The organism is Achromobacter pulmonis, from assembly GCF_902859765.1.
GTDB lineage: Bacteria > Pseudomonadota > Gammaproteobacteria > Burkholderiales > Burkholderiaceae_B > Achromobacter > Achromobacter pulmonis.
Genome location: NZ_CADIJV010000026.1, coordinates 40,797 through 65,263 on the forward strand (window position 1 = coordinate 40,797; position 24,467 = coordinate 65,263).

Genomic DNA, 24,467 nt, shown 5'->3' on the forward strand with positions numbered 1-24,467 from the left:
GAACTCCGCGGGCTTCGTCCGGTCGGACTCCGGTCGCCGCGCGCTTTCAAGCGTGCGGCGGCAAGGCCGGTTGTCCGAGCGATACAATCGAGCCTCGTTCTACGTAGAGCACACATCATGGCCCAAGCATCGAACTCCCGTATCAAGGTTGGTATCGTCGGCGGCACCGGTTACACCGGCGTCGAACTGCTGCGCTTGCTGTCGCAGCATCCCCATGTGGAATTGACCGCCATCACGTCCCGCAAGGAAGACGGGCTGCCGGTGGCCGACATGTACCCGAACCTGCGCGGCCGCGTGCGGATCGCCTTTTCCGCGCCGGAAAAGGCCACGCTGACCGACTGCGATGTGGTGTTCTTCGCCACGCCCCATGGCGTGGCCATGGCCCAGGCCCAGGAACTGATCGCCGCCGGCACCAAGGTCATCGATCTGGCCGCGGACTTTCGCCTGCAGGACGTGCCTACCTTCGAGCGCTGGTACAAGATCCCCCATACCTGCCCCGACATCCTGGCTGAATCGCAGTATGGCCTGGTCGAGCTGAACCGCGAAGCCATCGCCAAGGCGCGCGTCATCGGCAACCCGGGTTGCTATCCGACCACGGTGCTGCTGGGCCTGGCTCCGCTGCTCGAAGGCGGCAAACAGCTGGTCGACGTACAGACCCTGATCGCGGACTGCAAGTCGGGCGTGTCCGGCGCCGGCCGCAAGGCCGAGGTCGGCTCGCTGTTCTCCGAAGCGTCGGACAACTTCAAGGCCTACGGCGTGGCTGGCCATCGCCATCATCCGGAAATCGTTGCCCAGCTCGAGAAGATCGCTGGCGGCAAGGTCGGCCTGACTTTCGTGCCGCATCTGGTGCCGATGATCCGCGGCATGTACTCGACCCTCTACGCCCGCATCCAGCCCGAGGCGCGCGACACCGACTTCCAGGCTCTGTTCGAGCAGCGCTATGCCGACGAGCCGTTCGTCGACGTCATGCCCGCCGGCAGCCTGCCCGAGACGCGCTCGGTGCGCGCCTCGAACAACCTGCGTATCGCGCTGTCGCGTCCGGGCGGCGGCGACCAGCTCATCATCATGGTGGTGCAGGACAACCTGGTGAAGGGCGCGGCCGGCCAGGCGGTGCAGAACATGAACCTGATGTTCGGCTTCACCGAAACCCTCGGCCTGGATCAGGTCGCGATCCTGCCCTGAGTTGCGGTCGGGCTGGCGGTCCGCCGCCGGCCCGTTCACCATGTCCGACGATTCTCCCGGCCTCCCTCGCGCTTCCCGCCCCGGCGTTGCCTTGCGGGTCACTGCCGGCGTGCTGGCGGGGGCGCTGGCGGGCGCGGCGGCGGGTTACTACTATGCGCGCGTGGTCTACCGGCCAGTGGACGCGGTGGTGCTCAGCGTCGCGCAGGTCGAGGCGCGTGACGAGGCCATGCGTCAGCAGGCGGTCCAATTGCGTTACGTGCGTGGCCAGCTCGATACCGCCGATGGCGAGCTGGTGATCGAGCGCTCGGCGCGTCAGGAACTCGAAACCCAATTGCATGGCGCGCAGGCCGAACTCGGCCGCGTGCGTGACCAGTTGGCCTTTTACGAACAGTTGCTGCCGCCTGGTCCGGAAGGCACCGTGGGCATCCGCGGCGCCCAGATCGACCGCGATGGCGCCGGCCTGCGCTACAAGGTGCTGCTGATGCGCAGCGGCCGCGGCGGCGCGGCGCCGTTTGCCGGCACGCTGCGGTTCCAGGCCACCGGCATGCTCAAGGGCGAAATCGTTACCGTGGACCTGGCGCCGATGCAGGTCAAGGCCGAGAACGGCTCCGAGCCGGCCACGGCCGAGAACGGCTCCGAGCCGGCCACGGCCGAGAACGCCGCGACTGCATCGCTTGCCTTGCAGTTCGACCAGTACCAGCGCAGCCAGGGCATCCTGGCGCTGCCCGAGGGATTCGTCCCTGAAAACGTGACCATCAGCGTGCTGGAGGGCGATGTGGTCCGTGCCTCCCGCAGCGTCAAGCTCGAACTTTGAGTCCGGGCGGCGCTGCGCTATAGTGACTACATGCGAGTGGCGCAGCCGCTCATCGGAATATGGCCCCAGCGGCCAGGAGTGAATCATGAATGCAGTGACCGAAACCGTCGACCTGCAGGCCGCCCCGCCTGCTCCCCTGGTGTTCACCGACTCGGCAGCCGCCAAGGTCAAGGACCTGCTGGCCGAGGAAGGCAACCCCGAGTTGAAGCTGCGCGTGTTCGTGCAGGGCGGTGGCTGTTCGGGTTTCCAGTACGGTTTCACGTTCGACGAAGTCGTCAACGAAGACGATACTGTGCTCGACAAGGCTGGCGTGCAACTGCTGGTCGATCCCATGAGCTTCCAATACCTGGTCGGCGCCGAGATCGACTACAAGGAAGACCTGGAGGGCGCGCAGTTCGTCATCCGCAATCCCAACGCCACTACCACCTGCGGCTGCGGCTCGTCGTTCTCGGTGTAAACCGCGCTGGCGGCGGATCGTCCGCCAGTCAAAAAAAAGCCCTTCGGCAAGCCGAAGGGCTTTTTCATTGGGCGCCTGGCGGGCTCAGGCCGGGTAGAGGGCGCCCAGGATGCGTGGGCCGCGCGCGCCGGTGACGCTGGGCAGGCCGGCGGGCCGCCGCGCCAGGAAGGCCTGGGCCAGCCAGGCGAAAGCCAGCGCTTCGACCTGCTGCGCCGGCACGCCCAGCGCGTCAGTGGGGTGGACCGGGCGTTGCAGGCAATACGCCAATTCGCGCATCAGGCCCGGGTTATGGGCGCCGCCGCCACACACATAGAGTTCGCGCACATCGGCGCCCGCGGCGTCGATGGCGTTGGCGACGGTGCGGGCCGTCAGGCGCAGCAAGGTCGCCTGCACGTCCTGCGCGGCGGGGGTGGGGCCGTCGAAGGCGGCCAGCCGGTCGTCCAGCCAGCGCAGGTTGAACAAGTCGCGGCCGGTCGATTTGGGAGGCGGCAACGCGAACCAGGGTTCGCTGGCGATCAGTTGCTCCAGCAACGGCGCCAGCACCTGGCCGCTGGCGGCCCAGCGGCCATCGGTGTCGTAAGCCCGCCCCAGGTGCCGCTGGCACCAACCGTCCAGCAAGACATTGGCCGGGCCTGTATCGAAGCCGCGCGGCGGCTGGCCCGGCACCAACAGAGTGACATTGGCGATACCCCCCAGATTCAGCACCGCGCGGCCCTGCCGCGCGCCAAACACCGCGGCGTGGAAGGGCGGCACCAGCGGCGCGCCCTGGCCGCCGGCGGCCACGTCGCGGCTGCGGAAGTCCGCCACCACGTCGATACCGGTCAGCTCCGCGAGCAGCGCGGGTGCGTTCAATTGCGCGGTGTAGCCGAGATCGGGGCGGTGGCGCACCGTCTGGCCGTGGGCGCCGATGGCGGCGATGTCCCGCGCCGGCAGGCTGGCGTGGGCCTGCAGGTCGGCCACCACGCGCGCATACAGGCGCGCCAGTTCATTGGCGGCCAGGGCGGAGCGGGCCAGTTCGTCTTCGCCGGCAAGGTTCAGCGCCAGGAACTCGGCGCGCAATGCGGCCGGCATGGGCAGGCTGGCGCTGGCCAGCAACCGCGGCGGCTGGCCGGGGCGCAGTTGCGCCAGGACGCCATCCACGCCGTCCACGCTGGTGCCGGACATGAGGCCGATGAAATGCTGGGGTGCGGTCATGGCGATGGCTGCCTGAAAAAAAAGCGGCCCGGCATCGAGGTGCGCGGGCCGCCTTGCGGGTGCATCATGCCGGCCAGCCTAGCGGCTGGCCACGTTGGTCAGGGTGTCGGGCAGGGTCTGCTGGAACTGGGTCAGCAGTTGGATCTGCTGCTTGTACGGCGTCACGGCCTGATTGAAGGCGCGGACTTCCGCGGGCTCCAGGGTGCGGGCCACGGGCAGGTCCACCGAAAGCGGGTCGATGGGCTGGTTGTCGACGCGGAACTCATAATGCAGATGCGGCCCGGTCGCCCAGCCAGTGGCGCCCACGTAGCCGATCAGCTGGCCCTGGGAGACCTTGGTGCCCTTGGTGATTCCCGCGGCGATGCGGCTCTGGTGGGCATACAGGGTCGAGTACTTGCCGTGGTGCTTGATGATCACGACGTTGCCGTAGCCGTTCTGCCATCCGGCGAATTCCACCGTGCCGTCGGCCGTGGTGTGGATTGGCGTGCCCGAGGGCGCGGCGTAGTCCACGCCTTTGTGGCCGGTCCAGGTCTTGTGGATCGGGTGCATGCGCATGCCGAACGTCGAGCTGATGCGGCTGAACTTCAGGGCGGTGCGCAGGAACGCGCCGCGCAGGCTGGTGCCGTCGAAATCGTAGTACGAGCCGGTCTTGTCGTCGGGGCTGAACCAGACGGCGTTGTAGGTCTTGCCGTTGTTGATGAATTCCAGGGCCAGCACCCGGCCGGCGCCGGCGTAGCGGCCGTCGTGCGAACGCACTTCGTAGACCACGCGGAATTGGTCGCCCTGGCGCAGGTCGCGCAAGAAGTCGATCTTGGCGCTGAGGATGTCGGCCATCTGCATGGTGACCGAATCGGGGATGCCGGCGGCATCGGTGGCGCCGAACAGCGAGGAGCGGATCGTGCCGACCGCCACGCGCGTCTGGCGCTCGGTGTTCTCGGTGACTTCCTCGGCCTTGTAGCCATCGTCGGTGCGCGCGACGTGCAGCATGCGGGTGACGACCTGGCCTTCGGCCTCGTTGCCCGGGGTGTGGATATAGCGCAGCCAGATCAGCTTGCCTTCGGCGTCGGTGGCGGCCTGCACCGAGCGGCCGGGGTACAGCTTGTAGATGCTGCGGGCGCTGGCGTCATGGGTCAGGAAGGCTTGCAGGCCCGGCGAATCCAGTTCCAGGCGCTGCAGCACGGCGGCCAGCGTGTCGCCCGGCCGGATGCGGGTTTCGCTGATGTAGGGCGCGGCGCTGGGCGTGCTGACTTCGACCTGCTCGGTGGTGAGCGGCAGAATGCTCTGGATGACGCGGGTGGGGGGGAGTTCGCTGCGGTCGGGTTGCTGCACCATGCCCAAGGCGGCGGCGCCGGCAAACAGACCCACGGCGGTGACCAGAAGCGTGCGGCGGAAAAGCCCTGAACGATGGGACTTGGGTTCGACGGGCGCAAATACGGCGGCAACTTTGCGCTTGATGCTACTCGCCAGGTCGTGGAGGCCACGATTCATCGTGAAGATACCCTCTCAGGTGGCATGAGCTCGCAGGGTGCGTGACACGAACGGCCCCCGCGCGCCACGTTTTTCGGGGCAAGGGCTGGCGCGGGGCGCATCTTGTGAACAACGGGTGGTAACCGGAAGCGCAACTGCGTACATATGACAGTTGCGTATGATTAGGGCGGTATCCTAGCTGATTCGGCTAGAATTTTCGATAGTTTTCGTCACTTTTTACACCTTTTATCGGCTAAAGCCGTCCTGGCCCCCCTTACATGTCACCCTCAGAAGCCCCCATCACCCCCGAAGTCGAAGCCGATCTGCGTATTGCCAAGCGCGGATGCGATGAGCTGCTGGTCGAATCCGAATTCGCCCGCAAGCTGGCCCGCAGCCGCGCCACCGGCGTGCCGCTGCGCATCAAGCTGGGGCTGGACCCGACCGCGCCCGACATCCACCTGGGCCACACGGTGGTGCTCAACAAGATGCGCCAGCTCCAGGACCTGGGCCATACGGTCATCTTCCTGATCGGCGACTTCACTTCGACCATTGGCGATCCCAGCGGCCGCAACAGCACCCGTCCGCCGCTGACGCGCGAACAGATCGAGGCCAACGCCAAGACCTACTATGCGCAGGCCAGCCTGGTGCTGGATCCGGCCCGCACCGAGATCCGCTACAACTCCGAGTGGTGCGATCCGCTGGGCGCGCGCGGCATGATCCAGCTGGCGTCGCGCTACACCGTGGCGCGCATGATGGAACGCGAGGATTTCACCAAGCGCTTCAAAGGCGGCATTCCGATCTCGGTGCATGAATTCCTGTATCCGCTGATGCAGGGTTACGACTCGGTGGCGCTGAAGTCCGATCTGGAGCTGGGGGGCACCGATCAGAAGTTCAACCTGCTGGTCGGCCGCGAGCTGCAAAAGGAATATGGGCAAGAGCCGCAGTGCATCCTGACGATGCCGCTGCTGGTCGGCACCGACGGCGTCGAGAAGATGTCCAAGTCCAAGGGCAATTACATCGGCATTTCGGAGTCGCCCGATTCGATGTTCGGCAAGCTGATGTCGATTTCCGACACGCTGATGTGGCGCTACTTCGAGCTGCTCTCGTTCCGCTCGCTGGAAGACATCGCGGCGTTGCGTCAGGAGATCGATGGCGGCCGCAATCCGCGCGATGCCAAGGTCATGCTGGCGCAGGAGATCATCACCCGGTTCCACTCGGCCAAGGCGGCCGACGACGCGTTGGCCGCGTTCGAGGCGCGTTTCCGCGACGGCGCGATCCCGCAAGACATGCCCGAGGTCAGCATCGGCGGCGCGCCGGTCGGTATCCTCAAGCTGCTGCGCGAGGCGGGGCTGGTGGCATCGGGTTCGGAGGGGCAGCGCAACGTCGAGCAAGGCGGGGTGCGCGTCAATGGCGACCGGGTCGAAGACAAATCGTTGCAACTGCCCGCAGGGACTTACGTCGTCCAGGTGGGCAAGCGCAAGTTCGCGCGTGTTAAGTTGAACCCATAATCGCGTAGATTTTGCTACGCTGGAGGGACGTTCAAGGCTGGGATGCCTTCGCAGCACTTCAAGGAGCACGACATGAAACTTTCGAGTTTGTCTTTTTCCGATAACGAGTCGATTCCGGAGCGCTACGCCTTCGGCAAGATCGATGCGCAATCGCACGTCGCGCTGGCAGACAACTACAACCCGCAGTTTTCCTGGGACGACGTCCCGGCGGGCACCCAGTCGTTCGCCTTGATCTGCCACGATCCGGACGTCCCCTCCAAGCCCGACGACGTCAACCAGGAAGGCCGCGAGGTGCCGGCCGACCTGCCGCGGGTGGATTTCTTCCATTGGGTGCTGGTGGACCTGGCCGCCGACATGCGCGAAATCGAGGAAGGCGCCTTCTCCAGTGGCATCACGCCGCGTGGCAAGGGCGGGCCGCTGGCGCCGCTGGATGCCCGTCAGGGCATCAACTCGTACTCGTCCTGGTTCGCCAACGACCACGACATGAGCGGCGACTACTTCGGCTACGACGGCCCGTGCCCACCCTGGAACGACTCGCTGGTGCACCGCTATGTGTTCACGCTGTACGCGCTGGACGTCCATTCGCTGAACCTGCAAGGCTCGTTCAACGGTGAAGATGCCTTGCGCGCCATCCAGAAGCACGTGCTGGCGCAGGCGTCGCTGACCGGCACCTACACGCTCAACCCGAGGCTGGCGCCCAAGCTGATCGGGGCAACCTCGGCATCCTGAGCGCCGGGGCGTCAAAATGGGCCGCGATCCCTGCGGCCCATTTTCATTTGTGGAACCGTTGCCGCCCGCGCGCCGCTTTCAGGCGCTGGCGCGTTTCAGCCGCAGCAGCGCCACGCCGAAGGCCACGAACACCGACCCCACCGCCCGGTTGATCCAGCGCACCGCTCGCGGCTGCTGGAACAGGCGGCGGGCGCGGCGCGCCAGCAGTCCGTAGGCCAGCAGCGAGGGCAGCGACAGGCCCATGAAGATGCCGGTCAGGATGAAGAACTGCGGCAGCAGGGGCTCGGCCGCGTTCAGGAACTGCGGAAAAAGCGCGGTGAAAAACAGGATCGGCTTGGGGTTCAGGCCGGCCACGAAGGCCGCTTCCAGATAGAGCGCCAGCGCGCCGCGCGGCGCGCCGGCGCTGCCCGGCGGCGGCGCGGCCACGCTGCTGCGGCCCAGCAGGTGGCGCAGGCCCAGGTAGATCAGGTAGGCGGCGCCGGCGATCTTGAGGGCGGCGAACAGCAGGGCCGACGACTGCAGCACCACGCCCAGGCCCAGCATGGCGGCGGCGGACAGCAGGAACAGCCCCGTGACATTGCCCAGTGATGACGGCAACACCGCGCGCAGGCCGCCGGCGGCGCCATTGCGCATGGCCAGGATGCTGGCGGGGCCGGGCGTGATGACGCTGACGGCGGCGACCAGGGTGTAGGCAAGCAGAGTCTGCGTTTGCATGAAAGTTTCTCAAGTCGGGTTGAGAGGGGTTTCCGGCCGCGCGGGGATGGCGGAAATTTCGCGTCCTTGAGGGGAATTTTGCCTCCATTCGGGGCATTTTGACGACAGGCAAAGTGGCGTGACGCGGTAAACTATCCGTCATTATCCGGGTTTACCCGCCCGGGCGCAGTTTCCTCCTCTCTTACCGCCTCAGGAACCCCCCGTCATGTTTGACCGCAACCTCACCCTCTCCAAGGCTGACCCGGAAGTCTGGGCCGCCATCCAGAAGGAAGACGTTCGCCAGGAGCAGCACATCGAGCTGATCGCTTCGGAGAACTACGCCAGCCCGGCCGTCATGGAAGCCCAGGGCACGCAGCTCACGAACAAGTACGCCGAGGGCTACCCGGGCAAGCGTTACTACGGCGGTTGCGAATACGTCGACGTGGTCGAGCAACTGGCCATCGATCGCCTGAAGCAGATCTTCGGCGCCGAAGCCGCCAACGTGCAGCCCAACTCGGGCTCGCAGGCCAACCAGGGCGTGTACATGGCCGTCCTGAAGCCGGGCGACACCGTGCTGGGCATGAGCCTGGCCGAAGGCGGCCACCTGACCCACGGCGCGTCGGTCAACGCCTCGGGCAAACTGTACAACTTCATCTCGTACGGCCTGGACGAAAACGAAGTCCTGAACTACGCCCAGGTCGAGCAACTGGCCAAGGAACACAAGCCCAAGCTGATCGTCGCTGGCGCCTCTGCCTATGCCCTGCACATCGACTTCGAGCGCATGGCCCGTATCGCCCATGACAACGGCGCGCTGTTCATGGTCGACATCGCCCACTATGCCGGCCTGGTGGCCGGTGGCGCCTACCCGAACCCGGTGCCGCACGCCGATTTCGTCACCTCGACCACGCACAAGTCGCTGCGCGGCCCGCGCGGCGGCGTCATCATGATGAAGGCGGAATTCGAAAAGGTCGTCAATTCGGCCATCTTCCCCGGCATCCAGGGCGGCCCGCTGATGCATGTCATCGCCGGCAAGGCGGTGGCTTTCAAGGAAGCGCTGGAACCCGAATTCAAGACCTACGCGCAGCAAGTGGTCAAGAACGCCAAGGTGCTGGCCGACACGCTGGTCAAGCGTGGCCTGCGCATCGTCTCGGGCCGCACCGAAAGCCACGTCATGCTGGTGGACCTGCGTTCCAAGGGCATCACCGGCAAGGAAGCCGAAGCGGTGCTGGGCCAGGCCCACATCACGGTCAACAAGAACGCCATCCCGAACGATCCGGAAAAGCCCTTCGTGACCAGCGGCATCCGCCTGGGCACGCCGGCCATGACCACCCGCGGCTTCACCGAAGCCGAGGCCGAGCTGACCGCCAACCTGATCGCCGACGTGCTGGACAACCCGCGCGACGAGGCCAATATCGCCGCCGTGCGCGCCAAGGTCAACGAACTGACCTCGCGCCTGCCGGTGTACGGCCGCAAGTAATGCCGCCACGGCGGTGGCTCCGCGCCGCCCGCGCCTAGAGGGGACGGCTCCGCAAGGGGCCGTCCTTTTGTTTTAGGGCCAATGGCGCTTGCGTGTCGGCGGCCTCCAGGGCAAAAATATTAGGGACGAATTTGTCATGATCGACACGGGCAAGCCGTCGCATCGTTACAATATGGGCGAATTATTGCTTTCCGTGTTTTCAGGGATCACACATGCGGTGTCCATTTTGCGGCAACTCCGAAACGCAGGTCGTTGACAGCCGTGTCTCGGAAGAGGGCGACGCCATTCGTCGTCGGCGCCGCTGCCAGTCCTGTGACAAGCGCTTCACCACGTATGAACGGGTGGAGCTGGCATTGCCGTCCGTGGTCAAGCGCAACGGCAGCCGCAGCGACTACGATCCCGCCAAGCTGCGCGCCAGCCTGAGCCTGGCGCTGCGCAAGCGTCCGGTCAGCACCGAGGACGTGGACGCCGCCGTGGCCCGCATCGAGGAACAACTGCTGGCCAGCGGCCTGCGCGAAGTGGCTTCTGGCCATATCGGCGAACTGGTCATGAACGAGTTGCGCAAACTCGACAAAGTGGCCTACGTACGTTTCGCCTCGGTCTACAAGAGCTTCGAGGACATCGGCGAATTCGTCGAGGCGATCCGCGAAATGCAGGGGCCGGTGCTGCCGGGCAAGCTGCGCAAGGAGTGAGCCGCCCGTCCGCTTCAGCGGCGCGGCGCGCGCCGCCCCGGCCGGCCGGCTGCTGGCACTAGGCGGCTACGGCGCCGGCGCGCGCGCCATGCTGGGCGTCTGCGGCTGAAATCTGCGCCACACGCGGCGCAGGTGCTGGGCCGAGCCGAAGCCCGATTTTTCCGCCACGGCTTCCAGATTCAAGCGGGTTTCGCGCAGCATGTCGCGCGCCAGCGCCACGCGTATCTGATACAGGTAATCCATCGGCGTGCAGCCGGCATGTTCATGGAACAGGCGCGTCAGGTGGCGCGGGCTGGTGTGGGCTTGTTCGGCCAGCGACTGCGCCGACCAGGGCGCCGCCGGGTTGCGCACGACCGCGTCCTGCACCCGGTGCACGCCGGGATGCATATGGTTGCGGTGCTCCAGCCAGGGGGACAAGGCCGAGTCGCTGCCGGCGCGCCGCTGGTACACCACCATGTCGCGCGCCACTTCGCTGGCCACCCGCGGGCCGCAGTGACGCGACACCATGTGCAACGCCAGATCGATGCCGGCGGTGATGCCGGCGCTGCTGACCAGGTTGCCATCCTCGACGAAGATGCGGTTGTCGTGCAATCGGGCGCTCGGATCCATGTCGGCGAGCTGCGCCAGGCAGCTGTGGTGCGTGGTGCACTCGCGCTGGCGCGTCAGGCCGGCCGCGGCGGCGAACAGCGCGCCGGCGCAGACGGTCATCAAGGTGAAGCCGTCGACCGGGTGGCGCCGCGCCAGCCAGTCGATGATCCGGCGGGCCTCGGGTTCGTCCAGCCGGGTGGGTTTGCCGACCACGCCCGAGATGATCACCAGGGCCTCGGGCGGCAACTGCTCGGGCAAGGGCTGGATCCGCGCCAGGTGCAGGCCGGGAATGCCGCTTTCGATTTCGGTCGAGGGGCCGCAGAAATGCTGCTCAAAGGCGCCGGGACACAGCTTGTTGGCGACCCGGAACGCCTCGGCCGGTCCGGCCACGTCGAGCAGCACGATTCCCCGGGGCAGGATGAAGTGCACGGGAATCATGGCGGCTCGTCCTCAGTGCGCGTCGGAGAAGACGTCGGCGGCGCGGGCAATGCGGGCAAAACGGCCCTGCAGCACCAGTTCGGTGGCATCGCGGATCTCGGCCGGGGTGTAGTGCTTGCCGGACGGGCTCTGCATCGCGAAGGTCAGCGTGGCGTCGGTCGGGAACACCACCTTGAAGCCGTCGTCGCTGGCGTGGCGGGTGGTGGTCTCGCAGCATTGTTCGGTGCGGATGCCGCTGACGATGACGCCCTCGACACCGTGCGTGCGCAGCCAGTCCTGCAAGGTGGCGCCGTCGGCATCCCTGGCGTAGAGCGAGGAGTGCACGGTCTTGTGGAACACCGCGTCGGGTTCGATGTGCAGTTCCTTCAGGGTCTTGACGTGGCCGGAGGCCAGCGAGAACGGGTTGGCCGGATCATTGGCGGCGCTGGTGTGGAATACCTGCAGCACCGGGACGCCGCGGGCGCGGGCGGCGTCGATCAGGCCCTGCAGTTGCGAGATGAATGCCGGATATTCCGATTCATCCCAAAACGGACGTTGACGAAAAGAATCCTGGACGTCGATGACAATCAATGCCTGTTTCATGGCTGCGGGCTCCTTGCCGAGGTATTTCAGGGGGTTGTGGCATATTGTGATGCCGCCGGCAGCGCCGGGCGAGGCCGGCTCCAGACCAGCATCGGCCTGAAACGGACATTGAGCGGCAGGCCCGGGAAGCATCATAGCGCGCCCCGCGACGATACGCCCCGGCGGCGCGCCGCGGACATACAATCCCAGCATGATGATGAACCCCAGCGTGAACCCCAGCGAACCCGAAGACCTGTCCTGGATGCGGCGCGCCCTGGCGCTGGCGCAGACCGTCATGTACTCGACCGCGCCCAATCCCCGAGTCGGCTGCGTCATCGTGCGCGATGGCCGGGTCCTGGGCGAAGGCGCGACCCAGCCGCCTGGAGGGCCGCACGCCGAAGTCTGCGCCCTGCGCGATGCCCAGGCGCGCGGCGAATCGGTGGCGGGCGCCACCGTTTACGTCACGCTGGAGCCGTGCAGCCATTTCGGCCGTACGCCGCCCTGCGTCGAGGCGCTGCTGGCGGCTGCGCCGGCGCGCGTGGTGGTGGCGATCGGCGATCCCAATCCGCTGGTCAACGGCAAGGGCCTGGCGCGGCTGCGCGAGGCCGGCATTGCCGTCACCACGGGCATCTGCCGCGAAGAGGCGCTGGCGCTGAATGCCGGTTTCATTGCGCGCATGAGCCGCGGGCGGCCTTGGACCTGGCTCAAGATGGCGACGTCGCTGGACGGACGCAGCGCGCTGCAGAACGGCCTGTCGCAATGGATCACCGGCCCCGAGGCGCGCGCCGACGGGCATCGCTGGCGCGCGCGCAGCTGCGTGGTGCTGACCGGCATCGGCACGATACTCAAGGACGACCCGCAACTGACCGTGCGTAGCGTGGCGACGCCGCGCCAGCCGCGCCGGGCGGTAGTCGACGGCCGCTTCGAGATTCCCGAGGACGCGCGCCTGTTCGATGGCGGCGAGGTCATCGTGTTCACGGCCCGCGCCGATGCCGCCAAGCAGGCGCGGCTGGAAGCCCGGAATGTGCGCGTGGTGCCGATGCCGGCCGAGACGCCCGATCGGGTCGATCTGCCGGCGATGATGCACTGGCTGGCCGCGCAGCAGTGCAACGAAGTCCACGTCGAGGCCGGCGCGGGCCTGAGCGGCGCGCTGGTGGCGGCAGGCTGCATCGATGAACTGCTGATCTATATGGCGCCGATGCTGTTGGGCGACGCCGCCGGCGTGGTCAAGCTGCCGCTGCTTGAGCGCCTGGATGGCGCGCCGCGTTATGAATTCATCGAGGCCGAGCGGGTTGCCGCCGACCTGCGCGTGCGTGCGCGGGTGCCGGAGCATTGGCGCGGACTGCTGCGGCGGGTCGCGTTGCCCGCCGCAGAGGAGCCCTAGCGTCTCCTGCCGGTGGCGGCCGGGCCGCCATCGCGCCAGGCCCACAGGCCGGCGCCAAGCGCCGCCAGGGCCAGCAACCCGCTGGCTAGCAACAGGCCGGCATGCTGCTGGCGTGCGTGTTCCCAGGCCTTCCATGCCTGGATGTAGTGAAAGCGCGCGGCCGACTGGAAATCCGGCTCCGGGCATTCGCGGCCGAAGGTGTCGCCGAAGGGCACCCGCGCGCCCTGATCCACATACCGCAGGTAGATGGCGGTGGCGCGCGCCGGCGTGTCATCGATCACGTAGCTTGCGCCGTGGCACAGCACGGCCGCGAAGGCCTGCGAGCGGGAGGGCAGTTCGTCGGCCGCTTTCAGTGCGTAGCCGGCGGCGATCTGGCGGTAGTGGTAGCGCACGTTGGGGCGCGCCTCGCTGGCCGCGTAGCGGGCGCGTTCCTCCGGGGTCACGTAAGGGCCGGGCAGGTCCGCCTCGGCCCGTTGCCGGGGAGTATCCATTGGCTGCCCGGCGTCTGCGCGCGCCTCGCGCCACCAGGGGTTGGCATCGCGGCCGGCGCCCGCCGAGTAGTTGCCATCGTAGACGGCGTAGTCAGGCCCCTGCTCGTAGCCCATGATGCGGATGCCGTCACGGCGCGCCAGCGCCGCGGCGTCATACCAGGCCCTGGCGCGGCGGGTGCGGCCCCAGGCGCTGCCCGCCGTCTGCAGCGCGGTTGCATACTGGGCGGCGCGCAGGCGCACGTCGGACTCCCGGATCGTCCAATTGCCGTCGTCATCGTCGACGCGGGCAAAGCGCGGGTCGTCATCGGCCGGAAAATAAGGCAGGGCCTCGGCTGCGCGGCCTTCGCGCACCAGGCGCCGGGCCAGCAGCTGGCGCAGGCGGTCGTGCGCGGGCGGGGGATTCAGGCGGCGCCATGCATAGAACTGGTCGGGGGTATAGCTGCCAAAGCCGGCCGGGCGCGCAGGCGCCGGCGTGGCGGCAGGCAGGCGGTCGACATAGGCCTTGAGTTCCTCGGTGGTGAGCACGCGTTCGGCCACGTAGGCGGCGTCGTTCCAGTAAGGCGACTGGGTCCAGCCTTCAGCGGGCCGGTTGGCGCCGTCGCCGGCCGCGGCCGCGCGATACAGCTGGTCCAGCGCTTCCACGTATTGGCCACGCGACAGCGACAGCACGCCTTGCTCGGCCTTGAGCCGCGCGCCCGATTCCGGTTCGACGCTGCCATCGGCGCGCGGAAACGCCCCGACGGCGCGCGCATAGGCCTGGGCGGCGAGTTCGTTGTCGCCGCGGCGGATGGCCAGCTTGGCCCGTACCCACCACGCCAATGCCGTGTCGAGCCGGTTGGCCAGGGCCTGGGCCAGATCGTAGCGGCCGACGCGGTAGGCCAGCGCCGCGACCCGGTCAGCGTTGGCGATGCGCTGCGGTTCCTGGGTCTGCAACGCGGCCGCCAGCGATTGCAGGGCCGGGTTCGGCGCCACGTTGGGAGCGCCGTCGGCGGCATCGGCCAGGCTCAGGCGGCCGCTGCGTTCGAAGTTGGCGAACGGGTCGCGCGCGCTGTCGGGCTTGCCGTCGACAATGTCGCCGATCCGGGCCAGGCCATACGCCACCAGCAGGCGCTGACCGACCGGATCGTCGATCAGCCGGCCGGCGCGGGCCGGCGAGGTCAGCGCCCAGTCGGCGATCAGGCGCAGCGATTCGCGCCCGCTGACCGAGTCGCGCGCGGCCTGGGCGGCGTACAGGCGCACCGCCTGTTGCAGATCGGGGGGCGCCACGGCGTCCAGACAGGGCGTCGCGTTGACGACGTCTGCGTAGGCGCATTGCCCCAGATTGCCGCGCAACGACAGTCGCGCCTGCTGGCCGTAGCTGGCGACGGCCAGGCCGAGCGGATCGGGAGCCCCATGCCGCGCCAGGTCGCGCACGCGGGCATAGCCCTGCGCCGCTGCTGCCGCATCCGTGATCTCGGCCAACATGTAAGTGGCCCAGACGCTGCGTGTCGCGGCCTGTTCGGCGGGTAGCGCCAGAATTGCCCGCAGGCGCTGACGCGCCCGTTCCCAACGGTCCTCGTCCGGCGCTTGCGGCGCCGTGCGGTAGTCGACCGCGGCCGCGGCATAGAGGCGGACGGCTTCGGGCAGGCCCGCGCCTGCGGCGTAGGCCTGGTCGCCATCGGCGCGCGCGCGCATCGTTCGCACCTGTTCGTATTGCGTTGGTGTGAGCGTGGTGTCGTAGGATTCCGGGATGGCGTCGGAGCGGTAGCTGCCGTCCGGCAGCAGCGGCGACTCATTGGCCCGCAGCGCATCCGTGGCGGGCACCAGCCGCGCCGCCTCATAGGCGAATGAATTGGCGGGCGTGCCTTGCAGGGTGCTCGCGCGATCATCCAGCAATTGCGGCGGGAAGTCGGGACCACAGGCGATGACGAGGCCAGTGCCGGCCAGCAGCAGGGCGACGGCCAGCGTTTTACGGTTGTACATGCAAGCTCGGCGTTGGGGAGTCACAGCGGATCCATCCTATGGCGCGTTCAGCGCCGGCGCGCAGCAGGCCATCCTGCGCGCGCCGAAGATACCTGCCCTCGCGATCGTACTCAAGGGTATAGCCGTTGATGCCGTCGGCGGCGGCGCAGCGGGCGTCCAGTCTGACCATGAAGGGCAGCGGCATGTCGGCGTTGCCGCGGTTGGCCAGCAGCACGTCGCGCGCGCCGCCGGAGTCCGGCGGATTGATCGCGACTGCCAGCGCCGGCGCCAGGGGCTGGCGCGCCAGCACCGCGCGCCAGGTCCGCAGGCTCCAGGCGCGCGTGTCGGCCTGGGTCGGCAGGCGGAACCAGACGATGCCGGCCAGGCGCGCCGGGCGCGCGCGATCGAGCGCACCGACAAAGGCCGCGACGGTGCCTGGCGCCGCCAGCAGTTCGGCCGAACGGCCGCCCGGCATCAACGCTGGCCGTTCGCTTTCGACCGCAACGATCTGGCCTTGTTCGTCCCATGCGACCCGGCTGCCGTAGGCCGGCAGCGCCACCCGCCAAGGTTTGCCGGTGCGCTGGGCGTAAGCGTCGAGCCAGGCACGCGCGTGCGCGGCGTCGAACAGCAGCCCCTGCGCCGGGTTCGATACGGCATGCACTTGCAACACCGTTTCGTCCGGTACCGCCAGCAGGCCGGCCAGCGCGGGGCTGTCCAGCCAGGTGGGCAGCGCGGTGATCGACAACGGCAGGTCGGGCGGCAGCCGGGTCTTCAACGTGGTCAGCAGCGCGGTATAGGCCGGCAGCCGCGCGGTGGCGCAGTCGTAGTCGATTTCCAGGCCGGCCAGCGCGATGCCGGCGTTGCGCCAGACGGCGAGCGTGGCGGTGGCGCGCGCGGCAATCTCGGCCTCGCGCAACGCGCCGACGCGGCCATCCAGCCGCAGCACCAGCACCACCGGACGGCCGGTCGCCGCCAGCGCGGCCAGGTCGGGCGCCGCTTCGAACCAGACGCCGTCGGCGCGCAGTTCGGCCGCCAGCACGCGCCACGATCGCAGCACATCGGCGCTTTCATTCAGCGCCTGGACCAGCGCGGGCGTCCAGCGCCGCTGCCAGACATAGGCATCGTTGGGCAAAGGAGGCAGGGCGCGTTCGCAGGCCGCCAGCAGCACGGCGCAGAACGGCAGGAGGCAAAGCGCCGCGAGACGCCGGCCGCGCATCGACGCGCGGCTGATGCGAGACCCATGCATGACGGGACGCAGGCGTGACGGCATGGTGTACGGGACAGCGTTTGAATGGCGGCGCGAGGCGCCAGGTCGGCCAATGCGAGATTCTATCCTTGACGGTGCAAGGGGTATTAGCACTCTGCCGCCCCGGCTGCCAATCGATGCCGCGACAGCCTATGACAAGCGCCGGGACAGCGTTTGCCGGCGCGGCTTGCGGCCTGATCGCAGCAAGTTTGAGAACGATTTTCGCGCCTCATATAAGGGTTGTCGATGGGTGTTTTTTTACCGCATTGCCTCAAATGAATTGCCACAAAGCCGTCAAATCGGCTTAGCATAAGCCCATGACTTGGCGCTACGCGCGCATGGCTTGCTCCACGACCCGCCACGCGCCCTCGTCACCACGGATTCCAGTGTCGTGTACCGGCGCTTTCATATACCCGGACCGGCGCTTGCTGAACGCAGTCGCTTTGCGCCGTTCAGACCGTTCGCTGCCATCGCATAGCGAACGCACCGGACTTGTGTCCGGATCATAAGAATCCACCGGGATATCGCTCATCCCTTCAAATAATTGCTGACCATTTCATGCGTGGCCGCATCGTGCGCCCGTGCTACAGCGATATGCTGAAGGCGAAGGGCTGAACTTATTCACGTTGGTTGCAATCCTTGATGGAACTTGTGTCTCAAGTGCGCAGCCTAAACGGAAAGGGCCCGATCGTGCTCTTGGTTGATGTGTGGCGAAAGCAACATACAACCGTGCCGAGATTGCTGAAGGCGAGATTGACTAGTCACGCTCAAGCACTGAGGCACACAATGGGGACACGTAGGGACGTAATGGCTTTTTCGCGTGTTGTAGGAGGTTTCCGTGCAAAACATCGTCGAAGGCTTCAAGTCGCAGTATGCAAGAGAGCAGGAGTCAGAGCTTTCCCTCGAGGAATATCTGAACCTCGCCAAACGTGATCCGATGGCATACGCCAGTCCTGCTGAACGCATGCTGGCGGCGATTGGCGAACCTGAGATCGTGGATACGCGCAACGACCCACGTCTTTCCCGTTTGTTTTCCAACCGGACCATCCGGCGCTATCCGGCGTTCCAGGAGTTCTACGGCATGGAGGACGTGATCGGGCAGATCGTGGCGTTCTTCAAGCATGCCGCGCAGGGACTGGAAGAGCGCAAGCAAATCCTCTATCTGCTGGGACCGGTGGGCGGCGGCAAGTCGTCCATCGCCGAACGCCTCAAGGTGCTGATGGAGCGCTATCCCATCTACGCGCTCAAGGGCTCGCCCGTGAACGAGTCGCCGCTTGGCCTGTTCCATCCGGAACGGTTCGGCGACACGCTCGAAAAGGAATACGGCATTCCGCGCCGCTACCTCAGCGGCATCATGTCGCCGTGGGCGGTCAAGCGCCTGAAGGAGTTCGACGGCGATATCTCGCAATTCCGCGTGGTGCGCCTGAACCCGTCGGTGCTGCGCCAGGTGGCGATCGCCAAGACCGAGCCGGGCGACGAAAACAACCAGGACATTTCGTCGCTGGTCGGCAAGGTCGACATCCGCAAGCTCGACCGCCACTCGCAGGATGACCCGGACGCCTACAGCTATTCCGGCGGCTTGTGCCTGGCCAACCAGGGCCTGCTCGAGTTCGTTGAAATGTTCAAGGCGCCGATCAAGATGCTGCACCCGCTGCTGACGGCGACCCAGGAAGGCAACTTCAAGGGCACCGAGGGCTTCTCGGCGATTCCGTTCAACGGCTGCATCCTGGCGCACTCGAACGAGTCGGAGTGGCAGACCTTCCGCAACAACAAGCACAACGAGGCGTTCCTCGACCGTATCTATATCGTCAAGGTGCCTTACTGCCTGCAGGTGTCGGAAGAAGTCCGCATCTACGAAAAGCTGCTGCATCACAGCTCGCTGTCGACGGCGCCATGCGCACCGGGAACGCTGGACATGATGGCGCAGTTCTCGGTGCTGACCCGGCTGAAGGAGCCGGAGAACTCCAGTATCTACTCGAAGCTGCGCGTCTATGACGGTGAAAGCCTCAAGGACGTCGACCCCAAGGCCAAGGCGCTGCAGGAGTACAAGGACTACGCGGGCACCGACGAGGGCATGAACGGCGTTTCGACGCGCTTCGCCTACAAGATCCTGTCCAGCGTCTTCAACTATGACCAGACGGAAGTGGCGGCCAATCCGGTGCACCTGATGTACGTGCTCGAACAGCGTATCGGGCGCGAGGACTATCCGGAGGAAATCCGCCGGCGCTACCTGGAGTTCATCAAGGGCTTCCTGGCGCCGCGCTATGCCGAGTTCATCGGCAAGGAAATCCAGACGGCCTACCTGGAGTCGTACTCGGAGTATGGCCAGAACATCTTCGACCGCTACGTCACGTTCGCCGACTGCTGGATCCAGGACGAGGAATTCCGCGACCCGGAAACCGGCGAGAGCTTCGACCGTAGCGCCTTGAACGATGAACTGGAGAAGATCGAGAAGCCCGCCGGCATTGCCAACCCCAAGGACTTCCGCAACGAGATCGTGAACTTCGTGCTGCGGGCGCGCGCCAACAACAATGGCCGCAACCCGACCTGGACCAGCTATGAAAAGCTGCGCGAAGTGATCGAGAAGAAGATGTTCTCGAACACGGAAGACCTGTTGCCGGTGATCTCGTTCAACGCCAAGGCATCGGCCGAGGACAAGAGCAAGCATCAGAGCTTCGTCGACCGGATGGTGGAGAAGGGCTACACGGAAAAGCAGGTCAGGCTGCTGTGCGAGTGGTATCTCCGTGTGAGGAAGTCTTCCTGAGTGAGGTGAATCATGAATTCACTGATCGATCGCCGTCTTAACGGGCGTAACAAGAGCGCCGTCAATCGGGAGCGCTTTCTGCGGCGCTACAAGGACCAGATCCGCAAGGCGGTCCACGGGATGATCCGCGACCGCTCGATCCAGGACATGGATCAGGGCGGCGAGATCAACCTGCCCGCCCGCGATATTTCCGAGCCGACCTTCCGGCACGGCGCGGGCGGCGACCGGGAAATGGTGCATCCGGGCAACCGCGAGTTCGCCAAGGGCGACACGTTCGACCGGCCTCAGGGGGGAGAAGGCCAGGGCGGGTCCGAGCCCGGCGAGGGCGAGGCGGTCGATCAGTTCACCTTCAGCCTGTCGCGGGCCGAATTCCTCAACCTGTTCTTCGAAGACCTGGAACTGCCTCACCTGGCGCGCACCCAGCTGGGCGAGGTCAGCCAGAAGAAATGGCAGCGCGCCGGCTACACCACCACCGGTTCGCCCAGCATGCTCAGCATCAGCCGCACGCTGAAGTCGTCGCTGGCGCGGCGGGTGGCGCTGAGCGTGAAGGCGCGCGCCGACCTGGAAGACGCGGAAGAACGCCTGGCCAAGGCCAGGGCGGCGGGCGCGCCCGCCGATCAGATCAAGGCCCTGGAGCAGGACGTCGAGGACTGCCGCGAGCGCCTGGCGCGCGTGCCGTTCCTGGACGACCTGGACCTGCGCTACCGCAACCGCGTGTCGGTCTCGATCCCGATGGCGCGCGCGGTCATGTTCTGCCTGATGGACGTGTCCGGCTCGATGGACGAGGGCAAGAAGGACCTGGCCAAGCGCTTCTTCACGCTGCTGTACCTGTTCCTGTCGCGCAAGTACGAGCACGTCGACCTGGTCTTCATCCGCCACACCGACAATGCCGAGGAAGTGGACGAGCAGACTTTCTTCTACGATCCCAAGAGCGGCGGCACCATCGTGCTGTCGGCGCTGGAGTTGATGCGCGAGATCGTCGAGAAGCGCTATCCGCCCACGGCCTGGAACGTGTATGCGGCGCAGGCCAGCGACGGTGACTCGTTCGGCGCCGACGCCGGCAAGAGCGCGCGCTTCCTGGCCGAGCACCTGCTGCCGGCCTCGCGCTACTTCGCCTATATCGAAATCCCCGACTCGCAGGAGGCGCGCAAGAGCAGCCTGTGGGCCGAGTATGAACAGAAGCTGGAGCCGCATTTCGTGATGCGGCGCATTTGCGAGCGCGGGGAAATCTATCCCGTGTTCCATGACCTGTTCAAGAAGGAAACCGCATGAATGCCATCCTGGGCGCACTCGTGGAGCCGGAATCGGCCGACAGCCCGCGGCCGTTGTCGCAAGGTTCCGAATGGACGTTCGAACTGATCCAGTCCTATGACGACGCGATCTCGCAGGTCGCGCGCGAGTACGGGCTGGACACCTATCCGAACCAGATCGAGGTCATCACCTCGGAGCAGATGCTGGACGCGTACGCGTCGGCGGGCCTGCCCATCGGTTATCCGCACTGGTCGTACGGCAAGGAGTTCATCCGCAACGAGCAGTACTACCGGCGCGGCATGCAGGGCCTGGCCTACGAGATCGTGATCAACTCCAACCCCTGCATCGCGTATCTGATGGAAGAGAATTCCATGACGATGCAGGCGCTGGTGATAGCGCATGCGTGCTACGGCCACAACTCGTTCTTCAAGGGCAACTACCTGTTCCGCCAATGGACCGACGCCGATGGCGTGCTGGACTACCTGGTGTTCGCCCGCAAGTACGTGATGGATTGCGAGGATCGCTACGGCATCGACGCGGTGGAAGCGCTGCTGGATTCCTGTCACGCGCTGTCGCACCATGGGGTGGACCGCTACAAGCGGCCGACGCCGATCTCGTACAAGGAAGAGGCCGCGCGCCAGGCCGAGCGCCAGGAGCACGCCCGCCTGCAGTACAACGACCTGTGGCGCACGCTGCCGCGGCTGGAAGCCGACCGGGACGAGCGCATCGCCGCGCCCGTGTTCCCACCGGAGCCGGAAGAGAACCTGCTGTATTTCATCGAGAAGTACTCGCCCAAGCTGGCGCCGTGGCAGAAGGAGCTGGTGCGCATCGTGCGCAAGGTCGCCCAGTACTTCTATCCGCAGACCCAGACCAAGGTGATGAACGAAGGCTGGGCCACGTTCTGGCACTACACCATTCTGAACCGGCTGCACGAGAAGGGCCTGGTCAACGACGGCTTCATGATGGAGTTCCTGCAGAGCCACACCAACGTCGTCAGCCAGCGCGGCTTCGACGAGCGCGGCTACGGCGGCATCAATCCGTATGCGCTGGGCTTCGCGATGATGTCGGATATCCGCCGCATCTGCGAAAAGCCCACCGATGAGGACCGCCGCTGGTTCCCAGACATCGCCGGCGGCGACTGGCTCAAGACGCTGGACTTCGCCATGCGTAACTTCAAGGACGAGTCGTTCATCTCGCAGTACTTGTCGCCGCGCCTGATCCGCGAGTTCCGCTTCTTCGCGATCTCCGATCACCAGGCCAATCCCAAGCTGGAAGTGGCCGCCATCCACGACGACGAAGGCTACCGTGACATCCGCCGCCTGTTGGCCGCGCAGCACAACCGCGACAACCAGGTGCCGGACATCCAGGTGATCCGTTTCAATCGCGACACCGACCGTTCGCTGGTGCTGCGCCACTTGAAGAGTCGCGGCCGGCCGCTGGCGGCCGAGGACGCCGAGCAGGTGATGAAGCATCTGGCGCGGTTGTGGGGGTTCCGGGTGCGGCTGGAGGAAACTGAGCCGGATGGCACGGTCAGCGCCTACCGCGAGCAGGATCCGCCGAACGCCTGAACGAGTCTGGCTGTGGTCCGGACGCGGGCGTCCGGGAGGGTCGCCGCGGGGCGGGCACGGGCGCCTGCGACAAAAAGGGGACGCAATAACGTCCCCTTTTTCTTTGCCTGCGCCGCCAATGCAGCTTTCTTGCCGATCTGCTAGAATCGCGGATTCGCATTTTCAGCAATGCGTACCGGATCAGGACAGGTGGCCGAGTGGTTGAAGGCGCACGCCTGGAAAGCGTGTATACGTCAAAAGCGTATCGGGGGTTCGAATCCCCCTCTGTCCGCCAAGATTTCCTCAGGAATGGCCCGGGGTTGTTCCTCAGCCCCCTTGCCTCAAAACCCGCATGAACATTGGTTCTGCGGGTTTTTTGTTGCCGCGCGGGCGCCACGGGAAGCGGCGTGCGCCTTGCTCGGGCAGCCAGGCGCTGTGTGGCGCCGCTCGAACGATCTAGTTTCGCACCACGCCGCGAAAGGCCGCCGAGAGCGCGGCCAGCGCATCGCGCGCGCGGCTGTCCCTGACCCGGGTATGCAGCAGGATGGGCAGCCGCGGCAGATCCGGCAGCCCCAGCCTGGGGCCGACGTCGACCGCGCCGAACGGCACCATGCGCGCGGCAAGCGCGGCCACCCCGAGCCCGGCCATGACAGCCGCGGCGACCGTCATCACGCCGCCGCCGACGAACACTTCGGTCCAGGGTATGCCTGCCTCATCGAGCAGTTGTCCGGCCATGGCGCGCACGCCACAGGGCTCGGCCATCGTGGCCAGCGGCAGCGGCTCGTCCGCGCGATGCTGCCAGCCAGGCATGGCGAACCAGCCGAATTTCTCTTCGGCGAGCACTTCCCCGTCGCCGCGCCCCGCGTGGAAGCGAACGATCACCGTATCGAGTTCCCGGCGGTCGAAACTTTGCAGCAGCTCGCCCGAGGTGCCGATCCGGATTTCGATCAGCAGTTGCGGGTCCTGCGCGTTCATGCGCGCGATCAGCGCGGGCAGTTCCGGACCCGCCACATGGTCGCTGATGCCGATGGCAAGGCGTTGCCGCGTGCCTGCGGCGACCGAGACCGCCCGGTCGTGCGCCTCGATCAGCTTGCGCGCATGTTCGAGAAAGGTCGCGCCCTGGGCCGAAAGCTCCACGTAGCGCGGGGTTCGTTCGACCAGCCGGAAGCCCAGCCGGTCTTCAAGCCGTTTCAGCTTCAGGCTGACCGCGGCCTGCGTGGTCCGCGATGCTTCGGCGGCGCGGGTGAAGCTGCCCAGTTCCGCGATGCGGATGAAGGCTCTGACCGCTTCCAGGTCGAGGGCGCGCTTGGTCATTTCAAATCTTTATCGTTGAAATAAGAATGCATAAGTTATCAGAATAGATAATAGATGCCGGGACCACAAAGGAGGAAATTCCCTATGCCGTTCGCTCATATCTCATTGCGCTCCGGAAAGACGGAGGCCTACAGGCAGGCCATCTTCGACGGCGTCTACCGCGCGCTGCGCGAGACGTTCGACGTGCCCGAAGATGACCAGTTCATGGTCATGACCGAGCATGAGGCCGCCAACTTCCGCTACGGGGCGACCTATCTCGATATCGCTCGAAGCGACGATCTGGTGTTCATCCAGATCACCGCGAACAACACGCGTACGTTGGAGCAGAAGAAGGCGCTGTTCCGGCGGATTGCGCAGTTGCTCAGTGAAAATCCTGGCCTGCGGCCCGAGGACGTGTTCGTGAATCTGGTCGAAGTCCTGAAGGAAAACTGGTCGCTGGGAGGCGGTCTCGCGCAATACGCCTGATCTGGCCGGCGGCGGGGCCCGCATCGCCGGGGCTTTCCTGACCCGTGACGCGAGCCTTGCCCGGAAAGCCAGTTGAAAGTTCTGTTGGGCCTGGAAAGGCGTTTCAGAGGGAAGCCGCGCGAAGAATGTTTCAGCGTGGCGATTTGGATTTCGACTGATTGCAATAGCATCGACGCTGATCGCGTCGATTCATAAACTCCGCCTGCGCTTCGATCCCGCGCCCGTATCGCCCGACCATCGAGCGTCGCGTTACGGCGGGAGGAG

General features: G+C 66.3%; 20 protein-coding genes and 1 tRNA gene. 13 read left to right on the forward strand and 8 right to left on the reverse strand.

Annotation, left to right across the window (positions count from 1 at the left end; all coding sequences use genetic code 11):
* Positions 1-117: 117 nt before the first annotated feature.
* The 3 genes from argC (at position 118) to erpA (ending at position 2,453) form a co-directional block, all read left to right on the forward strand.
* Positions 118-1,182, forward strand: coding sequence for an N-acetyl-gamma-glutamyl-phosphate reductase (gene argC / locus HV701_RS19805; RefSeq protein WP_175134726.1), 1,065 nt, complete (start codon positions 118-120; stop codon positions 1,180-1,182).
* A gap of 40 nt (positions 1,183-1,222) precedes the next feature.
* A complete protein-coding gene (locus HV701_RS19810) occupies positions 1,223-1,996 on the forward strand; it encodes a DUF6776 family protein (RefSeq protein WP_175134727.1) in 774 nt (257 codons plus the stop codon).
* Positions 1,997-2,081: 85 nt separating this feature from the next.
* Entirely contained in the window at positions 2,082-2,453 is a 372-nt protein-coding gene (gene erpA, locus HV701_RS19815) for an iron-sulfur cluster insertion protein ErpA (protein WP_175134728.1), read from the forward strand.
* An 84-nt stretch (positions 2,454-2,537) separates the two neighbouring features.
* Here erpA and HV701_RS19820 read toward each other — a convergent pair whose 3' ends face one another.
* Complete coding sequence (locus HV701_RS19820) at positions 2,538-3,647, reverse strand: anhydro-N-acetylmuramic acid kinase (RefSeq protein WP_175134729.1); 1,110 nt, start codon at positions 3,645-3,647, stop codon at positions 2,538-2,540.
* Between the two features lie 78 nt (positions 3,648-3,725).
* Complete coding sequence (locus HV701_RS19825) at positions 3,726-5,135, reverse strand: M23 family metallopeptidase (protein ID WP_175134730.1); 1,410 nt, start codon at positions 5,133-5,135, stop codon at positions 3,726-3,728.
* A gap of 257 nt (positions 5,136-5,392) precedes the next feature.
* Here HV701_RS19825 and tyrS point away from each other — a divergent pair, with 257 nt between their 5' ends.
* Together tyrS and HV701_RS19835 are read left to right on the forward strand one after the other, a co-directional pair.
* Entirely contained in the window at positions 5,393-6,622 is a 1,230-nt protein-coding gene (tyrS, locus tag HV701_RS19830; protein WP_175134731.1) for a tyrosine--tRNA ligase, read from the forward strand.
* Positions 6,623-6,694: 72 nt separating this feature from the next.
* Complete coding sequence (locus HV701_RS19835) at positions 6,695-7,351, forward strand: YbhB/YbcL family Raf kinase inhibitor-like protein (protein ID WP_175134732.1); 657 nt, start codon at positions 6,695-6,697, stop codon at positions 7,349-7,351.
* A gap of 78 nt (positions 7,352-7,429) precedes the next feature.
* Here HV701_RS19835 and HV701_RS19840 read toward each other — a convergent pair whose 3' ends face one another.
* On the reverse strand, positions 7,430-8,065 hold the full coding sequence (locus HV701_RS19840; protein WP_175134733.1) for a LysE family translocator: 636 nt from the start codon (positions 8,063-8,065) through the stop codon (positions 7,430-7,432).
* Between the two features lie 205 nt (positions 8,066-8,270).
* On the opposite strand from HV701_RS19840, the gene glyA reads away from it, so the two are divergent.
* Positions 8,271-9,521: a serine hydroxymethyltransferase gene (gene glyA / locus HV701_RS19845; protein ID WP_175134734.1), complete on the forward strand. Its 1,251-nt coding sequence runs from the start codon at positions 8,271-8,273 to the stop codon at positions 9,519-9,521.
* A 212-nt stretch (positions 9,522-9,733) separates the two neighbouring features.
* Positions 9,734-10,213, forward strand: a complete 480-nt coding sequence (nrdR, locus tag HV701_RS19850; protein WP_006392798.1) for a transcriptional regulator NrdR — start codon at positions 9,734-9,736, stop codon at positions 10,211-10,213.
* 66 nt (positions 10,214-10,279) lie between these two features.
* Here nrdR and HV701_RS19855 read toward each other — a convergent pair whose 3' ends face one another.
* Positions 10,280-11,239, reverse strand: coding sequence for a GlxA family transcriptional regulator (locus HV701_RS19855; RefSeq protein WP_175134735.1), 960 nt, complete (start codon positions 11,237-11,239; stop codon positions 10,280-10,282).
* A gap of 12 nt (positions 11,240-11,251) precedes the next feature.
* Positions 11,252-11,821, reverse strand: coding sequence for a cysteine hydrolase family protein (locus HV701_RS19860; protein ID WP_175134736.1), 570 nt, complete (start codon positions 11,819-11,821; stop codon positions 11,252-11,254).
* 241 nt (positions 11,822-12,062) lie between these two features.
* On the opposite strand from HV701_RS19860, the gene ribD reads away from it, so the two are divergent.
* The gene (gene ribD / locus HV701_RS19865) at positions 12,063-13,184 is read left to right on the forward strand and encodes a bifunctional diaminohydroxyphosphoribosylaminopyrimidine deaminase/5-amino-6-(5-phosphoribosylamino)uracil reductase RibD (RefSeq protein WP_175134757.1); all 1,122 of its coding nucleotides are present in this window, start codon (positions 12,063-12,065) and stop codon (positions 13,182-13,184) included.
* On the opposite strand, the gene HV701_RS19870 is transcribed toward ribD, so the two are convergent.
* A complete protein-coding gene (locus HV701_RS19870) occupies positions 13,181-15,637 on the reverse strand; it encodes a hypothetical protein (RefSeq protein WP_175134737.1) in 2,457 nt (818 codons plus the stop codon). The two genes, ribD and HV701_RS19870, sit on opposite strands and share 4 nt — an antisense overlap.
* Positions 15,624-16,862, reverse strand: a complete 1,239-nt coding sequence (locus tag HV701_RS19875) for a DUF3142 domain-containing protein (protein WP_254595217.1) — start codon at positions 16,860-16,862, stop codon at positions 15,624-15,626. Before HV701_RS19875 ends, HV701_RS19870 begins: the two co-directional genes overlap by 14 nt.
* 847 nt (positions 16,863-17,709) lie before the next feature.
* Between HV701_RS19875 and HV701_RS19880 the strand changes: the two genes are divergently transcribed.
* The 4 genes from HV701_RS19880 to HV701_RS19895 all read left to right on the forward strand — a co-directional run bounded on the left by HV701_RS19880 (position 17,710) and on the right by HV701_RS19895 (position 22,719).
* Positions 17,710-19,626, forward strand: a complete 1,917-nt coding sequence (locus HV701_RS19880; protein WP_419761632.1) for a PrkA family serine protein kinase — start codon at positions 17,710-17,712, stop codon at positions 19,624-19,626.
* 12 nt (positions 19,627-19,638) lie between these two features.
* Positions 19,639-20,898, forward strand: a complete 1,260-nt coding sequence (locus HV701_RS19885; RefSeq protein ID WP_175134739.1) for a YeaH/YhbH family protein — start codon at positions 19,639-19,641, stop codon at positions 20,896-20,898.
* Positions 20,895-22,445 (forward strand): SpoVR family protein, encoded by a 1,551-nt coding sequence (locus HV701_RS19890; RefSeq protein ID WP_175134740.1) that lies wholly within the window; start codon positions 20,895-20,897, stop codon positions 22,443-22,445. The genes HV701_RS19885 and HV701_RS19890 overlap by 4 nt, the downstream gene beginning before the upstream one ends.
* A 183-nt stretch (positions 22,446-22,628) precedes the next feature.
* Positions 22,629-22,719: transfer RNA gene (locus HV701_RS19895), tRNA-Ser, on the forward strand.
* Positions 22,720-22,880: 161 nt separating this feature from the next.
* Here HV701_RS19895 and HV701_RS19900 read toward each other — a convergent pair.
* Complete coding sequence (locus HV701_RS19900) at positions 22,881-23,738, reverse strand: LysR family transcriptional regulator (RefSeq protein WP_175134741.1); 858 nt, start codon at positions 23,736-23,738, stop codon at positions 22,881-22,883.
* A gap of 84 nt (positions 23,739-23,822) precedes the next feature.
* Here HV701_RS19900 and HV701_RS19905 point away from each other — a divergent pair, with 84 nt between their 5' ends.
* Positions 23,823-24,203 carry a tautomerase family protein gene (locus HV701_RS19905; protein ID WP_175134742.1) on the forward strand — a complete coding sequence of 127 codons (381 nt, stop codon included), beginning with the start codon at positions 23,823-23,825 and terminating at the stop codon, positions 24,201-24,203.
* Positions 24,204-24,467: the final 264 nt, after the last annotated feature.